Here is a 17,352-nt window from a genome sequence, read left to right on the forward strand (position 1 = left end):
CCATTCTTTAATCAACAGGATAGTAATCACTAACATTGTCTTTTGTTACAACTGTTATACCTGTATCAACATAACGTGGCAGGTTCGTTTCTCCATTTAAATCACCTGCTAAATCATGTTGAAGGTGAAAAAGAAACTGCAGGGACCAATACCCCATTTCCCACGTCCCTTGCGCCAACGTTGCAGAAATCACCCCTTCTTCAATCATATCTAGGGTACCTTTATCTGTATCAAAGCTTATAATATGGAGGTCACCTTTTCTTTGTTGGTCTAATACTGCCTTACCTACGCCAACGCCACCATTAGCCTCTGAAGCAAAAATGCCTTTAATATCTGGATGTTCCCTCATTAGTTCTTCTGAAACTTCTTTCGAGATCATCTGGTCCCCACGACCATTTTTCACATCAACCACTCTCATCTCCGGGTATTCATTCTCAATAGTCTCTCGGAAACCTTGTGTCCGTTCCAGATGGTTTAGTTGATTGGGATGTGTCACTACACCAACTTCACCAGATTCGTTTAGTAATTCTGCCATTTTGTGTGCTGCTGTAACACCAGCATAATGGTTATTCGTTCCTAAGAATGCATACGCCTGACTATCTGGTGCATCTGCATCAAACATGACAACAGGAATTCCAGAATCTACTGCTTTATTAATGACAGGGTTTAATGCTTCGGGATCCATTGTAGAAATAGCAATACCCGAAGGATTTTTGGCAATAACTTGTTCTAACACCGTAATTTCTTCATTTACATCATATTGTGTCGCTCCACGATATTCAACAGATACATTAAGAGCCTCTGCCGCATCCTCAAACCCCTTTAACGGCCTCTTCCAGTAATCAATACCAGCCTGAAACGTCACCATCACATAGGTTTCATCAATCGTACCCCTCAACTCATGTTCAGACCAATCGTTATTTGTCGTTTCACTTGTTTGATATTGATATACGTACAGGACAAATAATCCAATTAAGACTATATAAACGAACAATAACTTTTTCACTTTTGTAACCCCTTTCAATATAAAGCATAGGGTATTTATTTCCTACTAAAGGATCTAAACGGATGAACTTTTTTCCTATATCGATTGTACTAAAATTGTATAGGATTTCAATCTATTCTTCAATAACAATTTTATACATTAATAAAGCTACACTCGTTTATGTAACCTTATTAATAGCCGATGATAATATCAAGGTCAATAGTAACCCACTCTATCGATTGCTCTATTTCTTTTCTCCATGTTAAAGGCGTCATATACCAAATGTCTTCAAGAAGATCGGCAGGTACTTCCCATTGATATTGAACAGTATGTATTTCCACGTTGTCAAAATGTTTTTTAAAATGAGCCATTATTTCATCATTTACATAAGTTTGCTGCTTCTCGCCCATCACCTGTTCTCTTATCTCTTGTAAGTAACCACTTCTAGGTATGACTTTAATTAAACGGCCATCTGTATGTAACAACCTCTTAAATTCTTGATAATTTGCTGGAGTCAATATATTTAATAGAATATCAAATTGGCTAGATGGATATGGACTTTGTGCTAAGTCGGCAACTGTCCAGATCAGTCCTTGATGGTATTTAGCAGCTGTTATAATCCCATCCTTAGCTATATCCATACCAATACCGACAAAAGTGATATCCAATTGCTGGGTGATCTTTTGCAAATGTGAGCCTTCGCCACAGCCTAGATCCAGAATGTTCGCTACTTGATAATCTAGCCCTTTGATTATTTCGGTAATTTTTTGATGTAACAGATCATACATACCGCTCTGAATCACCTGATATCTAGCTTCGAACAATTTCCTATCATAATCCCTGGGAGATGCTTTGCTATAAAAGTTGATATAGCCCTTTTTCGCTAAATCAAATTGATGATGTGAATTGCAAATAACTGAGGTGTTCTCCACTCGGATTTCTTCCTGACAGATGGGGCAACGAAAAAGTGATTTATTTTGTTCTATCAGTTGTGCTGCTTGCTCGATTTTCTTCATAGCCGTACTCCGTTTTTTCTTTTATCATATCTTGAGCAGTCAGTGATTGCAAATTACCTTTATAAAGTCAGGGAATAGCCTTGTAAATGGTTTCCTTATAAAAAAAGAGCTTGGACCGAAATCCAAACCCTACTAAACCTCTTATCCACGAACTAATTTATTCCGCATATAGTTAGACCAAAGTTCTACAATCAGAATTAATATGACAAGTCCAATTAATATCGAACCAACCTCATTCCACCTGTACGCATTCATCGCAAAAATTAACGGTGCACCGATACCACCTGCACCAACAAGTCCAAGAATCGATGCTTCCCGTAAGTTCATATCAAATCGGTAAATCCCTATAGATAAAAAGATTGCGATTAACTGTGGAACAATACCAAATCTGATTTTTTCAAATGTCGTACAACCTATCGACGTCATCGACTCAAAGATACTCGTATCTAAGTCTTCTATTGCATCGACAAAAAGCTTTGCAAGCATACCGATCGAAATTAACGCAATTGTCAATACACCAGTAAAAGGGCCTTGCCCCGCTACCCGAACAAACATTAAACCATAAACCAACGAAGGAACTGTACGAATGAAAATCAATAATAACCTTGTTATAAATGCCACAGGCTTTGGAACCACATTAGATGCAGATAAAAAGGCAAACGGAATTGCTAACATTGCACCAAGGATTGTTCCTAAAAAAGCTATAGCGATCGTTTCCACCAATAAATACATGACACCCTGTGTGGTAAAATCCAACAAGAAATCTAAATCTGGCGTGACAATTCCCAAAAGAATGTTTTTAGCAATCGCCCAACCACTTTCCTCCATACTTCCAAAATCAATAACAAATAATGACCAAATCATTAAACCTAGTAAAACAGCGGAAATAACATAGATATAACTGTTCTTGCTCGGCTTTGCATATAATTGTTTTTCAATAGCATTCATCACAAGTCAAGCCTTTCATATCAACTTTTTTCTAAAATATTCACTAACCGTCTCGATCAAAAACACCGTAATAGCTAGCATCAGTAATATCATTCCGACACTTGCATAATCGCGCCAGCCTAGACCCTCATCCAAGAGTAAACCGATTCCGCCAGCACCTACATAGCCTAAAATTGCCGCATAACGTACATTTCCTTCAAAACAAAACAAGGAAGTGGATAAGTAGTTAGGCAATACTTGAGGAAAAATCGCATAACGAAATGCTTGTATTCTCGTAATTCCGATCGATTCCATCGCCTCAAAAGCACCCATACTAGCATTCTCAATTTGCTCATACAATAGCTTCCCTACATATGCTAACGTAAATAGAAAAATAGCAATCGTACCAGCTAATGTTCCTAAACCGAAAATGAATGTTGCAATTAAAGCAGAGACTAAAGTAGGCATTGTCCTTAATATACTTAAAAATATTCGTGCAACCATAACGATTACCTTGTTCTTGACAATATTGGAGGCTGCTAGATAAGCGATAGGTACAGCAACAAGTGAACCTAACACAGAACCAAGAATAGACATCATAATAGTATCCAATAAAGGCTGCCATAGATGAGGAAGGTATTCCCACTTAGGAGGAATCATTTCATTTATAATAGCGAAAAACTCATGACCTCGTTTTGCTAATAAACTAAACTCAAAGTTAGTAAACCTTATCGATAAATAGACTGCAATGAGAACCGTAACAAAAATCAAAGGAGTACGTGATCTTTTTTCCGAAACAGTCTTACCATTAGGTAATACTACTTGCTTGGGTGGAAAAATCTTATCAAACATAGGCACCTTCCTTATACATTTCCTGTTTCACTTCGCCTATCTTACCTTTATAAATATAGTCTAATACTTCATCTGTTACCTCATTAGCAGAACCATCGTAAACAATTTGTCCTTCCCTTACACCGATAATTCGATCTGCATATTCGAGTGCCACTTCTACATGGTGAATATTCAAAAGTACGGTCATGTCCATCTCTTGATTAATACGCTTGAAATCATCCATTACTTGTTTAGATGTAACCGGATCTAATGATGCAATCGGTTCATCAGCAAGTAGGATGGTTGGATTTTGTGCCAACGTTCTTGCTAATGCCACCCGTTGCTGCTGTCCCCCGGACAACTGATCAACACGAATATAGGCCTTCTCTAAAATGCCAACCTGATCTAAGGCAGTCAATGCTTGTAGTTTATGCTCTTTACTAAATATCCCAGTCATTTTTCGCCAAAAAGATAGCTGGGGTACAAAAGAAACTAATACATTTTTGATTACAGTAGTACGTGTAATTAAATTGAAAGATTGAAAGATCATACCAATCTTCTTGCGGAAATTGCGAATTTCTTTTCCTTTTAATTTCCCGACGTTAGTGCCATCCACGACAAGCGATCCACTCGTGATATCGTGCATTCTATTAATACATCGAATCAGCGTAGACTTACCTGCACCAGATAAACCGATGACCGCCACAAATTCTCCTTTTTCGATCTTTAGATTAATATTTTCTAATGCTTTCACTTTATTAGGATATACTTTATCAACATTCGTAAATTCAATCATATCTATCGCCTTCCTTGTGAAAAATGAGAACACCAAAGAATGATGTCCTCATTTTTCCTTCAATATTATTTAAAAAAGGTAGAACATTAATCTAGTGACTGCACCATTTCTTGTGCTTCGCGTTCTTTGTCATAATCTGAATCTTTTGCTTCTTGATAACCTTCATGGTTGTAAATAGAGATGACTTCTTTTCCTTCTTCTGTTTCCGCAATATTCATAAACGCTTGTTGAATTACAGATTTTAAGTCGTCATCCATTTTGTCGGAATTTTTACTTACACTGATTGTGTCATTGTAAATACCAGAAGTTACACCAATGACATTTGTTTCATCCCAAATTGTTGCTTCTCTATTAAATTCTGATTGCCATGCTTCTTCATTGTCTCGTCTAGCATCTGCATATGTTACCATTACATCAATTTGTCCTTCAACTAGTCTTGCAAAAGCACTACCATAGGAATCTACTTTTGCTTTATTTGGTAGATCTGCAATTGTAAGATCGAAGTTATCTTTCAACCATAAAGATGGATAAATATAACCCGCTGGAGATGATGATGACATCACTGCCCAGTTAGCACTTTCCATATCTTCCGCTGTAAGCTCTTCCCCGTTGTTTACTTTGTCCGCTAATTCCTGACCTTTTTCAGAAGGACCAGCAATCATCAAAGCACGATAGTAAGTTACTTGCTCATCACTATCTTCTGTTGGTTTATTTTCATTCCAGTCGCTTGCATCATCTGAGTCATTATTCAATCCTGCGCGAGTTGCGGTCAAAATAACTTCAGCTCCATCGTCATACAGCACATATGTACCACCAGGAATAAGACCGATATCAGTTGTACCTGCAGAAAGAGCTTCCCCTACCGCTTCATAATTAGTACCAACAGTAATATCCACTTCTCCTATTTCATAACCCAAAGTTGCCATTTCTTCTTTTAATAAATCTTTCAAAGGTTCTGTCGCTGTTACAATTTCCTCTGGATCACGTGAAGGTACAAAGCCAATGGACAATGTATCGATTGATTGGGTTGCTTCTTCCTCGGTATCTTCACTTGCCTCCGCACTATTTTCTTCCACATCATTATCTGTCTCTGTTGCTCCGTCTGTAGAGCCTTCTTCTGAATCACCACAAGCCATTAGGATTGCAGCTAATAATGCCATCACTAAGAAAAGCCATATTTTTTTCATTTATATCCCCCTAATAATTTTAAAAAAATAAACATCTACATTCTTAATAATAAATGACGAATATTAAGCAAGTAATAAATTATTGTAAAAATATGATGAATTTCCCTAAAAAAGGGGAAATATAATAGAATAATGACGTTTTCCCATGTAAAAAGACCAAGTACGAGTACTTGGCCAGATTTCATTCCATATATTCTTTTTTTATTTGTTTCGTACTTCTTACCGTATCAATGTGGCGCACCATTCCTTCAATTTCTTCCCGTTTATCTTCTAAAAATGGTGGTAAAGATAGCTTTTCACCTAATGTTTCATATGGTTCATCTCCCATAAAACCAGGACCATCAGTAGCTAATTCGAATAATATCTGTGGTGCGACCCTGGCATATAATGATTTAAAGAAGAAACGATCGACATATCCGGAAGTTTGAAAACCAAATCGGCGGTAATGCTCATCCCATTCATGCAATGTTTCAAGATCATCAATCCGGAATGCAGCATGATGTACGGTTCCATAACCTTGACGCGCCATAGGTAAGACAACATTCTCTTCCACAATCACTTGTGCTCCATTTCCGCCTTCACCCACTTCAAATAAGTGAGAAGAACCTTCCTGATCCATTTCAGAAAACATTAATACTTTTTCCATGACTTGCTTGAAATATTTATAATCTTGAATACGAACAAAAATCGGACCTAAGCCAGTGATCGCATACTCTAATGGAATAGGGCCATCTTGCCATGGAGTACCAGATGCAACTCCTTCATTATTTTCGTCTGAAATTAACTGGTATTGCTGATCATCAAAATCAACAAAATTAATTACTTTTTTACCGAATTGTTCTTTAATGCCATCATGTTTTACCTCTAGCTTATCAAATCGTTTTACCCAGTAATCAAGGGCAGCATCTGAAGGAACGCGAAAAGCAGTACGATAGATTTCATTTGTACCATGAGAACCTTTTGGGATACCAGGAAAGTCAAAGAAAGTCATATCTGTTCCTGGACTACCTTTATCATCTGCGAAAAACAAGTGATAAGTTTGGATGTCATCCTGGTTAACCGTTTTTTTGACTAATCTCATACCTAATACATACGTGAAAAACTTATAATTCTCTTCTGCACTGCTTGTAATAGCTGTTACGTGATGAATACCTTTCAAGCTGTTCATATTATCATCTCCTATAATTAGGGAATGTTATTTCGAATTCGAGATAAATATAACAGAGAGGATTGGGAAAATCAATTAAAAATACTTCACAGTTAGCTTTAGCTATGGAGCGGACATTTATTCCGTTAATTTGGGTGAAATACGTATTTGAGGAGTGCCTTCGGACATCTGTTCCGCTATTTAGGCAAAAAGCAATGAATTTACAGCCAATATTGCCAAATAGCGGAATAAATGTCCGCGAACCCCCTCAAAATTGCTGTTTTGTCACAAATAACGGAACAGATGTCCACTTCTCCCGCTCTGGAAGAGATTCACTGTTTAGCTTTTCCACCAATCATCAAATACTGTAACAGGTTCCTCCCGTTTATGACGTGTTTTCAGGTACCAGTTTTCAATTGTTTCTGCATCTTTTTCTGACACTTGTTTTCCTTCTAAATAGTCATCTATTGCGTCGTACGTCACACCTAAAGCTTCTTCATCCGGTAATTGCGGACGGTCCGTTTCTAAATCTGCAGTAGGCGTTTTCTCATATAGACGCTCTGGACATCCGAGCATTTTAAGAATTGCTTTTCCTTGGCGCTTATTTAAGCGATATAATGGCAAAATATCTGCTGCTCCATCACCATATTTCGTAAAGAAACCAGTAACTGCTTCTGCAGCATGATCTGTACCAACGACAACACCATTACATGCAGCCGCAATATCATATTGCACCTTCATACGTTCACGTGCTTTGGTATTTCCTTTGACAAACTCACTAATATCGCCGATTTCCTTCTCAACTGCTGCTTCACTGGCATCAACTGCCGCCTTGATATTCACACGGACCGTTCGACTAGGCTTAATAAAATCAAGGGCAACGAGACAATCGTCTTCATCAGCTTGCTCTCCGTATGGTAGTCGGACTGCGATAAATTCATATTTTTCTTCACCTAGCTCTTCATTCAATTCATTAATGGCTGTTTGGCAGATGTATCCTGTTAATGTTGAGTCTTGACCACCAGAGATCCCTAATACAGCACTTTTCAGAAAAGAATGTTTTGTTAAATACCCTTTGACAAAGTCGACACTACGACGAAATTCCTCTTGTGGATCGATCTCCGGTTGCACTTTTAAAGTTTCAATAATTTCTTTTTGTAAAGAATGCATATATATGTCCCCTTTCCGTTATTCAACCTTCTGCTTTACTTTTGCCTTAATATCGCGTATCAAGTTCATTTTATTCTCCCAACATGCTTCACTTAAATCAACTGGATACTCCTCCGGCTTCATTGTTCGTTTGTACTCTTCCCATAAAAGTTTCATATTGCTAGCTGTGTAATGCTGGATTTCCTCTAAGGATGGGCTTTGATAGTTAATGTTGCCATCAACAACAACATCCTCATGTAGATCCACAGCTGTAAAATTAGTTACAAACTTACTAATATAGGTATGCACTGGATGGAACATTTTCAAACGCTCTTCTGCTTGTGGATTCTCATGCTCTAATGCGATATAGTCTCCTTCTGAATGGCGATTTTCATTATTAATGATCCGGTAGACCTTCTTACTTCCTGGCGTTGTGACTTTTTCCGGGTTAGCAGAAATCTTAATCGTATCAATCATTTCACCATCTTCTTCAATAGCTACTAATTTATATACGCCACCTAATGCTGCTTGATCATAAGCTGTAATCAACTTCGTACCAATACCATAAATATCGATTTGTGCTCCTTGCGCCTGCAGGTTTAGTATCGTGTATTCATCTAAATCGTTGGATGCAATAATTTGAGCATCAGGAAATCCTGCATCATCTAACATTTTTCTCGCTTTCTTTGATAAATAGGCCATATCCCCACTATCTAAACGAATACCTTGGAAATTTATTTGATCACCAAATTCTTTCGCAACACGAATGGCATTCGGGACGCCAGACCGTAATGTATCATAAGTATCAACGAGAAAGACACAGTTTTTATGTGTGCTGGCATATTTTTTGAAGGCAGTATAATCATCTCGATAAGCCTGCACCATTGAATGAGCATGGGTTCCGGCAATCGGTATCCCGAACAGCTTTCCAGCTCGGACATTACTTGTAGCAGAAAAACCACCGATATACGCAGCTCTTGTTCCCCAAATTGCAGCATCCATCTCATGAGCACGTCTTGTTCCAAATTCCATTACGGTACTGTCGCCTACCACATGTTTAATCCGGGCAGCTTTTGTTGCGATCAATGTTTGGTAATTCACAATGTTAAGCAAAGGAGTTTCTATTAATTGCGCCTCTGCTAAAGGTGCTTCGATTCGCATTAATGGTTCATTGGCAAAGACAATCTCCCCTTCTTTCATCGACCGTATCGTACCTGAAAACTTCATATTTCGTAAATAATCAAGAAAATCCTCTTCATATCCACCAATTTCTTTTAAGTAGGTTAAATCACTTTCCGTAAAACCAAAATTCTCAATAAAATCTAATACACGTTCTAATCCGGCAAAAACAGCATAGCCATTATCAAAAGGAAGTTTGCGAAAATACAATTCAAATACGGCTTTTTGATTTGCTTTGCCATCACGCCAATAAGTTTCTGCCATATTGACTTGATACAGGTCAGTGTGTAGCATCAAACTATCGTCTTCATACGTCATTGTTGTTCTCCTCCAAATTCTGTTACTCTTGCTTCCCAAGTATGTTCAGTCTTTCACTCTTATATGCAATAGTTGTCATCATTTTCTTTACCTATAGTTTAACCCTTCCATACACTTATGTAAAAAAGAATACTTATTAAAGAACCTATTTAACTGTTAATTATAACAAATCGATGAACAGTTGTCAGAAGAATTTTACAATACTGACCAATTTGGTATGATGGTGAAAATGAGTACATAGGAGGAGTTGGATGACAAGTAAAGTAGTACTTGCAGGTGGAACAGGGTTTATCGGCCAGTATTTCCAACAGAAGTTTGAAGTACTCGGATATAAAGTTATCCTAATTGCAAGGAAAGCGCCTGCCATTACATGGAATGATCATGAGAGCATGGTTGATGCTTTAGAAAATGCTGAAATGGTTATCAATTTAGCAGGAAAATCCGTAAATTGCCGTTATCATGAACAGAACAAAAAAGATATTCTTCAATCTCGAACAGGTACTACGAAATTGTTAGGAGATGCCGTAGCAGCTTGTGAAAACCCTCCGAGACTTTGGGTCAATGCTAGTACGGCTACGATTTATCGGCATGCAGAAGATCGGCCGATGACAGAAATAGATGGTGAAATCGGAACAGGTTTCTCTGTTGATGTTGCAACCAAATGGGAAAATACTTTTTTCCGGTGCAACACACCCCAAACACGGCAGGTAGCATTAAGAATCGCGATTGTATTAGGCCCTGATGGCGGTGTTATTACACCTTATAAAAACTTAGTGAAATTTGGCCTCGGTGGCATTCAAGGAAATGGTAAGCAAATGTTCAGTTGGATTCATGTTGAAGACCTATTTCAAATTATTGTATTTTTGAACAAGCATGAAGAATTGGAAGGAGTATTTAATTGCTCATCTCCTAATCCGATTCCAAACCATCATTTAATGAAGGTATTACGGGAGCAGTTGAACCGACCTGTTGGTTTACCAGCACCAACTCCTTTGTTAGAATTAGGTTCGTTTTTTCTACGAACAGAAACGGAATTAATCTTAAAAAGCAGATGGGTTATACCCAAAAGATTACTAGATGCCGGTTATACCTTCCGTTTTCCAACAATTGAACAAACATTAGCAGACATACTATAAAGGTTATTTTTGAAATATCAGCATTGTTAGTATGTTTTTTGCTGATAATCCGCTATACTAGAAATAGTCGTTTAGTTTCGCTAACCCTTGTTGGGGGCAATCCCCTACTAAGGGAAGTCTCACTCTAAAAGGTAGGAATCGTGCATGACGGATCATAATGAAAATATTACGAGAATTGAATTAGACGGAAAAGAATACATATTAATTGGAACTGCTCACGTATCAAAGCAAAGCGCAGAGCAGGTTAAACAAGTAATTGAACAGGAACAGCCTGATTCCATCTGTGTCGAATTGGATAAACAGCGTTATCAATCCATCGTCAAAGGCAGTAACTGGCGTAACATGGATATATTCCAAGTAATAAAAGAAAAAAAAGCTACTTTATTGCTGATGAATCTAGCTATATCCTCTTTTCAAAAACGGATGGCGAAACAATTTGGTATTAATCCTGGACAAGAGATGATTCAAGGAATCGAATCAGCCGATGAAATAGGTGCAGAACTAGTGTTAGCGGATCGAAATATCCAAATCACCTTCGCGCGAATTTGGCGAAGTATTGGTCTGAAGGGGAAAATGATGCTTTTGACACAAGTATTAGCTGGCGTTTTCTCTAAAGAATCAATCTCGGAAGAAGAACTGGAAAAAATGAAAACACAAGACTCCATTGATAGTGTGTTACGTGAGTTTTCGGAAGCTTTTCCACGCCTTAAAAAACCATTAATTGATGAACGAGACCAATATTTAGCACAGAAAATAAAAAAAGCACCTGGTGAGAAAATCGTGGCAGTTTTAGGCGCTGCCCATGTTCCAGGAATTACAAAGGAAATTCAAAAAGACCACGACCTAAAAAAATTAAGGCAATTACCTCCAAAGTCGAATGTACCGAAGATTATTGGATGGTCCATTCCCTTAATTATTATTGCGTTAATCGCATATACCTTTTGGTCCAATCCTGTAGCAGGTTGGCAGCAAGTAGTCAGTTGGTTAATTTGGAACGGAGGCTTTTCCGCATTAGGTGTAGCTTTGGCGTTCGGTCATCCTTTATCGATTTTAACCGCACTAATTGCTGCGCCGATTACATCTCTCAATCCCTTAATAGCTGCCGGTTGGTTTGCAGGGTTTGTACAAGCACTAGTGAAAAAGCCTCATGTATCCGACTTTGAAGCTTTAGCAGATGATGTTCACACAGTAAAAGGATTTTGGAACAATAAAGTTACTAGAATATTGCTGATTATAGTTTTCGCCAACCTTGGTAGTACACTAGGAACCATTATTGCAGGGACAGATATTGTTCGATTATTTATTAATAATTTATAGGTAAAAAGGACTTTTCTTTACGAAAAGTCCAATTTTTTTCGTTATCACTAGAACGCATGTTCGATTTTGTGGTATACTATAGACAACCCTCTACATAGAAAGGGGGTGTGGAATATGGAAGTGGTGCTAACTATTATTGGGTTAGCTGTTGGTATCATGGTTGCTTGTATCAATTTAGTAACGGCGATCATGAACTTTAAAAGGCATAAGAAAAAGGATCACCGCTCTGCCAAGCGATGATCCGAGTAAAAGCCACACGAGTGTGAGGATTATTCCTCGCACTCACTCCATATTCTACTTTCATTATACAAGAAATATGTATGATATGTAAATGAATATTATTCACAATTTCCAGCTTTTATAATGCCGCTCCATATTCTTAACGGCCGCTTGTTCTATTTTTGCGAAGTTTGTCATATATGCAATGAATCGGTAACAATATGTCATAATATTCGTGTTCCCCAAACTTGTCAACAGCATTTTTCGATTATATTTTTCTATTTAAGCTATTTTTTTCCTGATGCCTTTTTAATAAAACGGCTTGATCAACTAATTCCTGTATCGCTTCTAACTAATGGTAAAATAATCCGTAAATATTACAAAAATTCCATGCTATGATGTAATCGTAAAACAAAGACAAGGAGTGGATCACTTTATGATAAAGAAACTATCAATGACGCTTCTACTAATTGGAGCGCTAGTAATGACAGCAGGTTTTTCATCTAATTCAACATTGTATGCTAAGCAACATGTGCAAAGTAATAATTTTCAATATGTTTCAACAGAGAAATTCTCTGAATCTACTATACAAGAGTTAATAGAGAAATGCTTCGGTAATGCCGATGTTGAAGTAGAAAAACAACCAGAGCAAAACGAGAATCAAAAAGAAGTGGAACAACCAGAAAAAGAGCAAACACCTGCTGAAGAGAAACCAGAAAAAGAACAACCAGAAAATAATAACGAAAATGAAGCACCAGTAGAAGTACCGGTTGAGGAAGAAGAAACACAACAAGAAATACCTGCAAAAGAAGATAATGCTCAAGAAAATACAGAAGAGCAAGAACAAATAACAGAAAATAATCAAAATGCTGATATTAGCGAATTTGAACAAGAAGTTGTTGCATTAACAAATGAAGAGCGTCAAAAACAAGGATTACCTGCATTGGAAATCGATGCTGAGTTAAGCAAAGTAGCTAAACAAAAATCAGAAGACATGGCTACAAATGGTTACTTCAGCCATAACAGTCCGACTTACGGATCTCCTTTTGATATGATCCAACAAGCAGGTATCGATTACCGCACTGCTGGTGAGAATATTGCTAAGGGTCAGCAAACACCAGAAGAAGTAGTAAATGCTTGGATGAATAGTGAAGGCCACAGAGCAAACATCTTAAATGAAAACTTCACTCATATCGGAGTTGGACATGTAGAACAAGGGAATCATTGGACACAACAATTTATTGGTAAATAAGTAACGGGGATCTTTTCCCGAATCTGCAAACACCTAGAGAATATGTATTTCTCTAGGTGTTCTTCTATTTAAGCTTTTCTCTTAAACACATTCCCTAACAGATAGAAGCAAATACCGATTAGGATGAGCCAGTATAACTCGATTGTTATGGACGGTCCAAAAGATGGCATAAAGTAGAACAATGCCAGAAAAATACAAAATGGCAAAGTCCCAAAGACTATTCCCGTAACCAAGAGTTCAAAGACCTTTGATACATTTTTAAAACAAGTCCAACTAATATATCGGATAACACCACAAACGACAAGAAATGCAATCCCTAATGATAATAGCGTATTAACAGACAAGGTTCCGATATAATACGTTTCATTCGATTCCAATTGGCCAAATCCATAAGAAAGAATTGAACTAACTAAACCATTAACAAATGTTGCTACACCTAGAAAATAAAACACCCCCATAAAAAAGAGCATGATTACTTTCTTCGTAATGACTTGTGGCAATTCACCAACTATTTCATCTGCATACTGTTTTGGATCTGTACCAAACAACTCAGAAGCATCTTTCCCTTCATGTTGTAATATTAACAAATGATCCAGCAGTTCCATTAATACCTCTTCCGTTTCAGCTTCTGACTTCTTATAAGACAGACGAACATACATCAGCATATCTTCATATATTTTCTTATTTTCTTTGTTCAGCAGCTTTCTTTTTTCATTATTCTCTGCAATTAAGCTTTGCATTTACACATCCTCCTCGTCTAATAATTGATCAACTGGTTTTTTTAGATATTCCCAATTTTTTCGAAAAGTCTCTAATGACTCTTCTCCTGCGTCTGTCAATGTGTAATACTTACGATTGGGCCCACTAGGTGATTTTCTCATTTCTCCTTGAATGAGCTTTTCTTTTTGCAGCCGTAGTAATATGGGATAAATGGAACCTTCACTAACATCTAAACCCTGGTCTTGCAATTTCATGGCCAATTCATATCCATAAACGGTCTCCTTGGAAATAATAGCCAAAATACACCCTTCTAATATCCCTTTCAATAATTGACTTCTGATTGCCATCTCATCACCTACCTTGTATTGCAAGTTACTCAAGTTAAAAAAGAACAAGATTCGGTATCTTGTTATACAATATAGTTATATTATATATACCTTCCGTTTCTTTAGCAAGAAAAAACTCCTGAAAAGTATCTCAGGAGTTTGATGAAGGTTGTAAAATATATTCCAAGATCTCATGTAATTCTAGACGTTTAACTTGGTTAATCTCTATTTGCTGTTGTTGCAATTCTTTTTCTAATTCTACAAGTTGGTTGGTTACAATTTGAGTTGGGCTCTCTTCTATTTGCCATACCCTAATGTCATCTTTGAAATGATCCGGCAAATCGGATAACCATAGTCTTGCCCAGCGATTTTGGAGCTCATCCTTTTCAAACATATCTTTGATCTCGCCATTATCTAACAAACAAATATAATCGCACAATTGCTTGACTTCCTCCTGCAAATGAGTAGCCATGACAATGGTGTGGTCACCATCCTCCATAAACTGTGATAAATCTTCGCGCATTCGTTGTTGGGATATCAAATCTACACTAGCTGTTGGTTCATCTAATATTAAAAGCTCGGGATGATGCGCCATTGCTAAAACAAATTCCACTTTTTTCTTTGTCCCCATGGAACAATGAGCGAATTTCTCTTTCCGATTAATATTATACCGTTCAGTCAACAAAGTATAATATTGCTGATCCCAATTACGATACCAATGTCCAACAAGTTCAGCCAGTCCGTCAATCGTTAATTGTTTAAACGCCTCATATAATCCCCCGCCTGCAAATCCAATCCGCTCTTTCACTTGAACTTCATGTTGATTTATATCCATTCCTAGTACTTGAATACTCCCATTGTCGGGGTTTCTTAATTTCATGATCGTCTGTAATAACGTACTTTTCCCTGATCCATTCGATCCTAGTAATCCAATAACCATACCTTTCTCCACTTTTAGATCAAGTGGGCCCAGTTTAAAATTATTATATGTTTTTACTAATGATTGAATCTCAACTGCAAGGTTCATGAACGATCATCTCCTCTCTCAAGTTCATCAATTACTTTATCACATATTCCTCTTAGCTGTGTGAGTGAATAGCCCATCCATTTACTTTCTTCGATCGCTTTCTTCAATATGGAATAGACAATCTCTTCTTTTATTTGATCCTGGGTATTCGACCCCAACGCCTTTACAAAAGTTCCTTTCCCTTGCAATGTTTCGATAAATCCTTTGTTCTCAAGATCTTGATATGCTCTTCTGGTTGTAATAACACTACAAGATAAGTCATGTGATAAAGCCCGAATGGAAGGTAGTGCCGCACCTGCCTGCAGTTGCCCACTAACAATTAGCCTTTTAATTTGTAGTTCAATTTGATAGTAAATAGGTTCTTTACTATCATCTGATACTACGATTGGTAGCTTCATTCACACTCACCTTCCATCTACAGATAATCTCTTTCCGAGAGTCTTTTATTTAATAACTTCGCCATTGTGATAACTCCCAATATACCACAGGTAAGGGAAACAATCACAGGAATTACAGGTGCTCTTGTCAGAAGTAAAATGGTCGTATTTACAATACTCGTATTCCAGACTTGATGGACAAGAAATAAAACAAGAATTAAACAAACCATCATGATAAATGAATAAATGTATAACACTTTTCCATTTGTACCAGATTCAATATACGGATTTAAACTACCTATTACTAATGCATAACCAATCCAAAATAAAACGAAAGCTAGGAATTGATGATACTCAAGGTGAATGAAAATCGAATTTGGCACACTAATCGTTATCGTTAAATAGAACGCTGCCGAAAACAGTACAAATATAACGAGCATAAATAATATTCGGCTTAGCGTTAGTACCTCCGTGGATACAGGTAAGGAACGATAAACGGCCAATCTTTTTCCAAATGGATCTTCTTTAATCGCTCGAAGACTTACATATGGTCCCCACATAAAAAGTGCTGACAAACATGGGGTAAACCCAAGGAAAATTGCATCAATAAGAATACTATCAATATAAACAGTATGACCTTCAAAAACTAGCCGACTACCATATATACCCGCATCTTCAAATAAATTAATGATATTTAAGTAAAAAGTTGGTGTAATAATTATTCCGATAAAAATCGTGAACAGCAAAGTCAAAATAATTCCAGGAATTTGCATCTTTAATTCTCTTTTCGCTATCCACCAAGAATTTTTCCACATCTTATATCCACCTTTCACTTATTGCTCTTCGAAAAATCTTTCGATAAATGGATTCTCCACATTCATAAATTCAAACCCTAATGCTGCTAGTATCCCTAATAATAAACTCCAACCAACAATACTTATTGTCATCCATACTGTTACTTGTCTCTTGGTTCCTCCAAAAACTAAACTTAAAAACGCACTAAGATGACTGCCAATCAAGAATGGACCAATTAGGGTTAAACCTGGAAGTCCATACTTTTTCCAAATGTTTTCAGCTTTCGTAGCTTTTTTATTAGATTGTTGATTCTTCTTCTTACGCCACTGTTTTATTTTGTTAATAAATAAAATAACAACATAAACAGTTAAAAGATTCCCTAATACAGCCAATATAAAGGTTGGAACAGGTGATAGTCCTGCCACTACCGCTATCGGTGTAAGATAAACAGCTTCCACAAAAGGTATCGCTGCCAATAAGAAAACCAAAATATACGCCCAAATCAATTCCATGAATTCCATTTTTTCACCTCAAATTGTTATAGTGTTTATATTAATATATACAGTATAACAATTTTGATTTTTAGTCAAGGCCATTTTTAACTTATGAATTTACGTGTCAGGTATCCTTCTGATTATTTTCTATTCA

The 17,352-nt window shown here is 37.0% G+C and carries 19 protein-coding genes; 4 read left to right on the plus strand and 15 right to left on the minus strand.

Annotated features, from left to right (window positions below):
* Nucleotides 1-7: 7 nt before the first annotated feature.
* From D569_RS0109410 to D569_RS0109450, 9 genes are all read right to left on the minus strand, one after another.
* Nucleotides 8-1,006, minus strand: coding sequence for a substrate-binding domain-containing protein (locus D569_RS0109410; protein WP_018932166.1), 999 nt, complete (start codon nt 1,004-1,006; stop codon nt 8-10).
* A 170-nt stretch (nt 1,007-1,176) separates the two neighbouring features.
* Complete coding sequence (locus tag D569_RS0109415; protein WP_018932167.1) at nt 1,177-2,001, minus strand: putative RNA methyltransferase; 825 nt, start codon at nt 1,999-2,001, stop codon at nt 1,177-1,179.
* A 141-nt stretch (nt 2,002-2,142) separates the two neighbouring features.
* On the minus strand, nt 2,143-2,949 hold the full coding sequence (gene phnE / locus D569_RS0109420; protein ID WP_026287277.1) for a phosphonate ABC transporter, permease protein PhnE: 807 nt from the start codon (nt 2,947-2,949) through the stop codon (nt 2,143-2,145).
* A 15-nt stretch (nt 2,950-2,964) separates the two neighbouring features.
* The gene (phnE, locus tag D569_RS0109425; RefSeq protein WP_018932169.1) at nt 2,965-3,780 is read right to left on the minus strand and encodes a phosphonate ABC transporter, permease protein PhnE; all 816 of its coding nucleotides are present in this window, start codon (nt 3,778-3,780) and stop codon (nt 2,965-2,967) included.
* Complete coding sequence (gene phnC, locus D569_RS0109430) at nt 3,773-4,555, minus strand: phosphonate ABC transporter ATP-binding protein (protein ID WP_018932170.1); 783 nt, start codon at nt 4,553-4,555, stop codon at nt 3,773-3,775. The genes phnE (D569_RS0109425) and phnC overlap by 8 nt, the downstream gene beginning before the upstream one ends.
* Nucleotides 4,556-4,641: 86 nt before the next feature.
* A complete protein-coding gene (locus D569_RS0109435; protein ID WP_018932171.1) occupies nt 4,642-5,742 on the minus strand; it encodes a PhnD/SsuA/transferrin family substrate-binding protein in 1,101 nt (366 codons plus the stop codon).
* A gap of 181 nt (nt 5,743-5,923) precedes the next feature.
* Nucleotides 5,924-6,910, minus strand: a complete 987-nt coding sequence (locus D569_RS0109440; protein ID WP_018932172.1) for a ring-cleaving dioxygenase — start codon at nt 6,908-6,910, stop codon at nt 5,924-5,926.
* A gap of 318 nt (nt 6,911-7,228) precedes the next feature.
* Nucleotides 7,229-8,059, minus strand: a complete 831-nt coding sequence (nadE, locus tag D569_RS0109445; protein WP_018932173.1) for an ammonia-dependent NAD(+) synthetase — start codon at nt 8,057-8,059, stop codon at nt 7,229-7,231.
* An 18-nt stretch (nt 8,060-8,077) separates the two neighbouring features.
* The gene (locus tag D569_RS0109450; protein WP_018932174.1) at nt 8,078-9,535 is read right to left on the minus strand and encodes a nicotinate phosphoribosyltransferase; all 1,458 of its coding nucleotides are present in this window, start codon (nt 9,533-9,535) and stop codon (nt 8,078-8,080) included.
* A gap of 251 nt (nt 9,536-9,786) precedes the next feature.
* Here D569_RS0109450 and D569_RS0109455 point away from each other — a divergent pair, with 251 nt between their 5' ends.
* From D569_RS0109455 to D569_RS0109470, 4 genes are all read left to right on the plus strand, one after another.
* Nucleotides 9,787-10,671 (plus strand): TIGR01777 family oxidoreductase, encoded by an 885-nt coding sequence (locus tag D569_RS0109455; RefSeq protein ID WP_018932175.1) that lies wholly within the window; start codon nt 9,787-9,789, stop codon nt 10,669-10,671.
* Nucleotides 10,672-10,815: 144 nt separating this feature from the next.
* Nucleotides 10,816-11,988 (plus strand): TraB/GumN family protein, encoded by a 1,173-nt coding sequence (locus D569_RS0109460; RefSeq protein ID WP_018932176.1) that lies wholly within the window; start codon nt 10,816-10,818, stop codon nt 11,986-11,988.
* 114 nt (nt 11,989-12,102) lie between these two features.
* Nucleotides 12,103-12,228, plus strand: coding sequence for a hypothetical protein (locus tag D569_RS25015; protein ID WP_018932177.1), 126 nt, complete (start codon nt 12,103-12,105; stop codon nt 12,226-12,228).
* Between the two features lie 415 nt (nt 12,229-12,643).
* Nucleotides 12,644-13,459, plus strand: a complete 816-nt coding sequence (locus D569_RS0109470) for a CAP domain-containing protein (protein WP_018932178.1) — start codon at nt 12,644-12,646, stop codon at nt 13,457-13,459.
* 68 nt (nt 13,460-13,527) lie between these two features.
* Here the strand turns inward: D569_RS0109470 and D569_RS0109475 are convergent, their stop codons facing one another.
* The 6 genes from D569_RS0109475 to D569_RS0109500 all read right to left on the minus strand — a co-directional run bounded on the left by D569_RS0109475 (nt 13,528) and on the right by D569_RS0109500 (nt 17,225).
* Nucleotides 13,528-14,199, minus strand: a complete 672-nt coding sequence (locus D569_RS0109475; RefSeq protein ID WP_018932179.1) for a DUF1129 family protein — start codon at nt 14,197-14,199, stop codon at nt 13,528-13,530.
* Nucleotides 14,200-14,526 (minus strand): PadR family transcriptional regulator, encoded by a 327-nt coding sequence (locus D569_RS0109480; RefSeq protein ID WP_018932180.1) that lies wholly within the window; start codon nt 14,524-14,526, stop codon nt 14,200-14,202.
* Nucleotides 14,527-14,656: 130 nt separating this feature from the next.
* Nucleotides 14,657-15,532 (minus strand): ABC transporter ATP-binding protein, encoded by an 876-nt coding sequence (locus tag D569_RS0109485; RefSeq protein WP_018932181.1) that lies wholly within the window; start codon nt 15,530-15,532, stop codon nt 14,657-14,659.
* Nucleotides 15,529-15,930, minus strand: a complete 402-nt coding sequence (locus D569_RS0109490; protein ID WP_018932182.1) for a GntR family transcriptional regulator — start codon at nt 15,928-15,930, stop codon at nt 15,529-15,531. The genes D569_RS0109485 and D569_RS0109490 overlap by 4 nt, the downstream gene beginning before the upstream one ends.
* Before the next feature lie 17 nt (nt 15,931-15,947).
* Nucleotides 15,948-16,724 carry a hypothetical protein gene (locus D569_RS0109495; protein ID WP_018932183.1) on the minus strand — a complete coding sequence of 259 codons (777 nt, stop codon included), beginning with the start codon at nt 16,722-16,724 and terminating at the stop codon, nt 15,948-15,950.
* A gap of 18 nt (nt 16,725-16,742) precedes the next feature.
* The gene (locus D569_RS0109500) at nt 16,743-17,225 is read right to left on the minus strand and encodes a small multi-drug export protein (protein WP_018932184.1); all 483 of its coding nucleotides are present in this window, start codon (nt 17,223-17,225) and stop codon (nt 16,743-16,745) included.
* Between the last annotated feature and the right edge of the window lie 127 nt (nt 17,226-17,352).

This window comes from Gracilibacillus lacisalsi DSM 19029 (assembly GCF_000377765.1).
Lineage (GTDB): Bacteria > Bacillota > Bacilli > Bacillales > Amphibacillaceae > Gracilibacillus > Gracilibacillus lacisalsi.

Excerpts from the sequence above, each read along its gene's own strand:
- D569_RS0109480 (WP_018932180.1), bottom strand. The coding sequence starts at position 14,526 with ATGGCAATCAGAAGTCAATTATTGAAAGGGATATTAGAAGGGTGTATT.
- phnC (WP_018932170.1), bottom strand. The coding sequence starts at position 4,555 with ATGATTGAATTTACGAATGTTGATAAAGTATATCCTAATAAAGTGAAA.
- D569_RS0109475 (WP_018932179.1), bottom strand. The coding sequence starts at position 14,199 with ATGCAAAGCTTAATTGCAGAGAATAATGAAAAAAGAAAGCTGCTGAAC.
- D569_RS0109470 (WP_018932178.1), top strand. The coding sequence starts at position 12,644 with ATGATAAAGAAACTATCAATGACGCTTCTACTAATTGGAGCGCTAGTA.
- D569_RS0109490 (WP_018932182.1), bottom strand. The coding sequence starts at position 15,930 with ATGAAGCTACCAATCGTAGTATCAGATGATAGTAAAGAACCTATTTAC.
- phnE (WP_026287277.1), bottom strand. The coding sequence starts at position 2,949 with ATGAATGCTATTGAAAAACAATTATATGCAAAGCCGAGCAAGAACAGT.
- D569_RS0109455 (WP_018932175.1), top strand. The coding sequence starts at position 9,787 with ATGACAAGTAAAGTAGTACTTGCAGGTGGAACAGGGTTTATCGGCCAG.
- nadE (WP_018932173.1), bottom strand. The coding sequence starts at position 8,059 with ATGCATTCTTTACAAAAAGAAATTATTGAAACTTTAAAAGTGCAACCG.
- D569_RS0109495 (WP_018932183.1), bottom strand. The coding sequence starts at position 16,724 with ATGTGGAAAAATTCTTGGTGGATAGCGAAAAGAGAATTAAAGATGCAA.
- D569_RS0109435 (WP_018932171.1), bottom strand. The coding sequence starts at position 5,742 with ATGAAAAAAATATGGCTTTTCTTAGTGATGGCATTATTAGCTGCAATC.
- D569_RS0109450 (WP_018932174.1), bottom strand. The coding sequence starts at position 9,535 with ATGACGTATGAAGACGATAGTTTGATGCTACACACTGACCTGTATCAA.
- D569_RS25015 (WP_018932177.1), top strand. The coding sequence starts at position 12,103 with ATGGAAGTGGTGCTAACTATTATTGGGTTAGCTGTTGGTATCATGGTT.
- D569_RS0109500 (WP_018932184.1), bottom strand. The coding sequence starts at position 17,225 with ATGGAATTCATGGAATTGATTTGGGCGTATATTTTGGTTTTCTTATTG.
- D569_RS0109485 (WP_018932181.1), bottom strand. The coding sequence starts at position 15,532 with ATGAACCTTGCAGTTGAGATTCAATCATTAGTAAAAACATATAATAAT.
- D569_RS0109415 (WP_018932167.1), bottom strand. The coding sequence starts at position 2,001 with ATGAAGAAAATCGAGCAAGCAGCACAACTGATAGAACAAAATAAATCA.
- D569_RS0109440 (WP_018932172.1), bottom strand. The coding sequence starts at position 6,910 with ATGAACAGCTTGAAAGGTATTCATCACGTAACAGCTATTACAAGCAGT.
- phnE (WP_018932169.1), bottom strand. The coding sequence starts at position 3,780 with ATGTTTGATAAGATTTTTCCACCCAAGCAAGTAGTATTACCTAATGGT.
- D569_RS0109460 (WP_018932176.1), top strand. The coding sequence starts at position 10,816 with ATGACGGATCATAATGAAAATATTACGAGAATTGAATTAGACGGAAAA.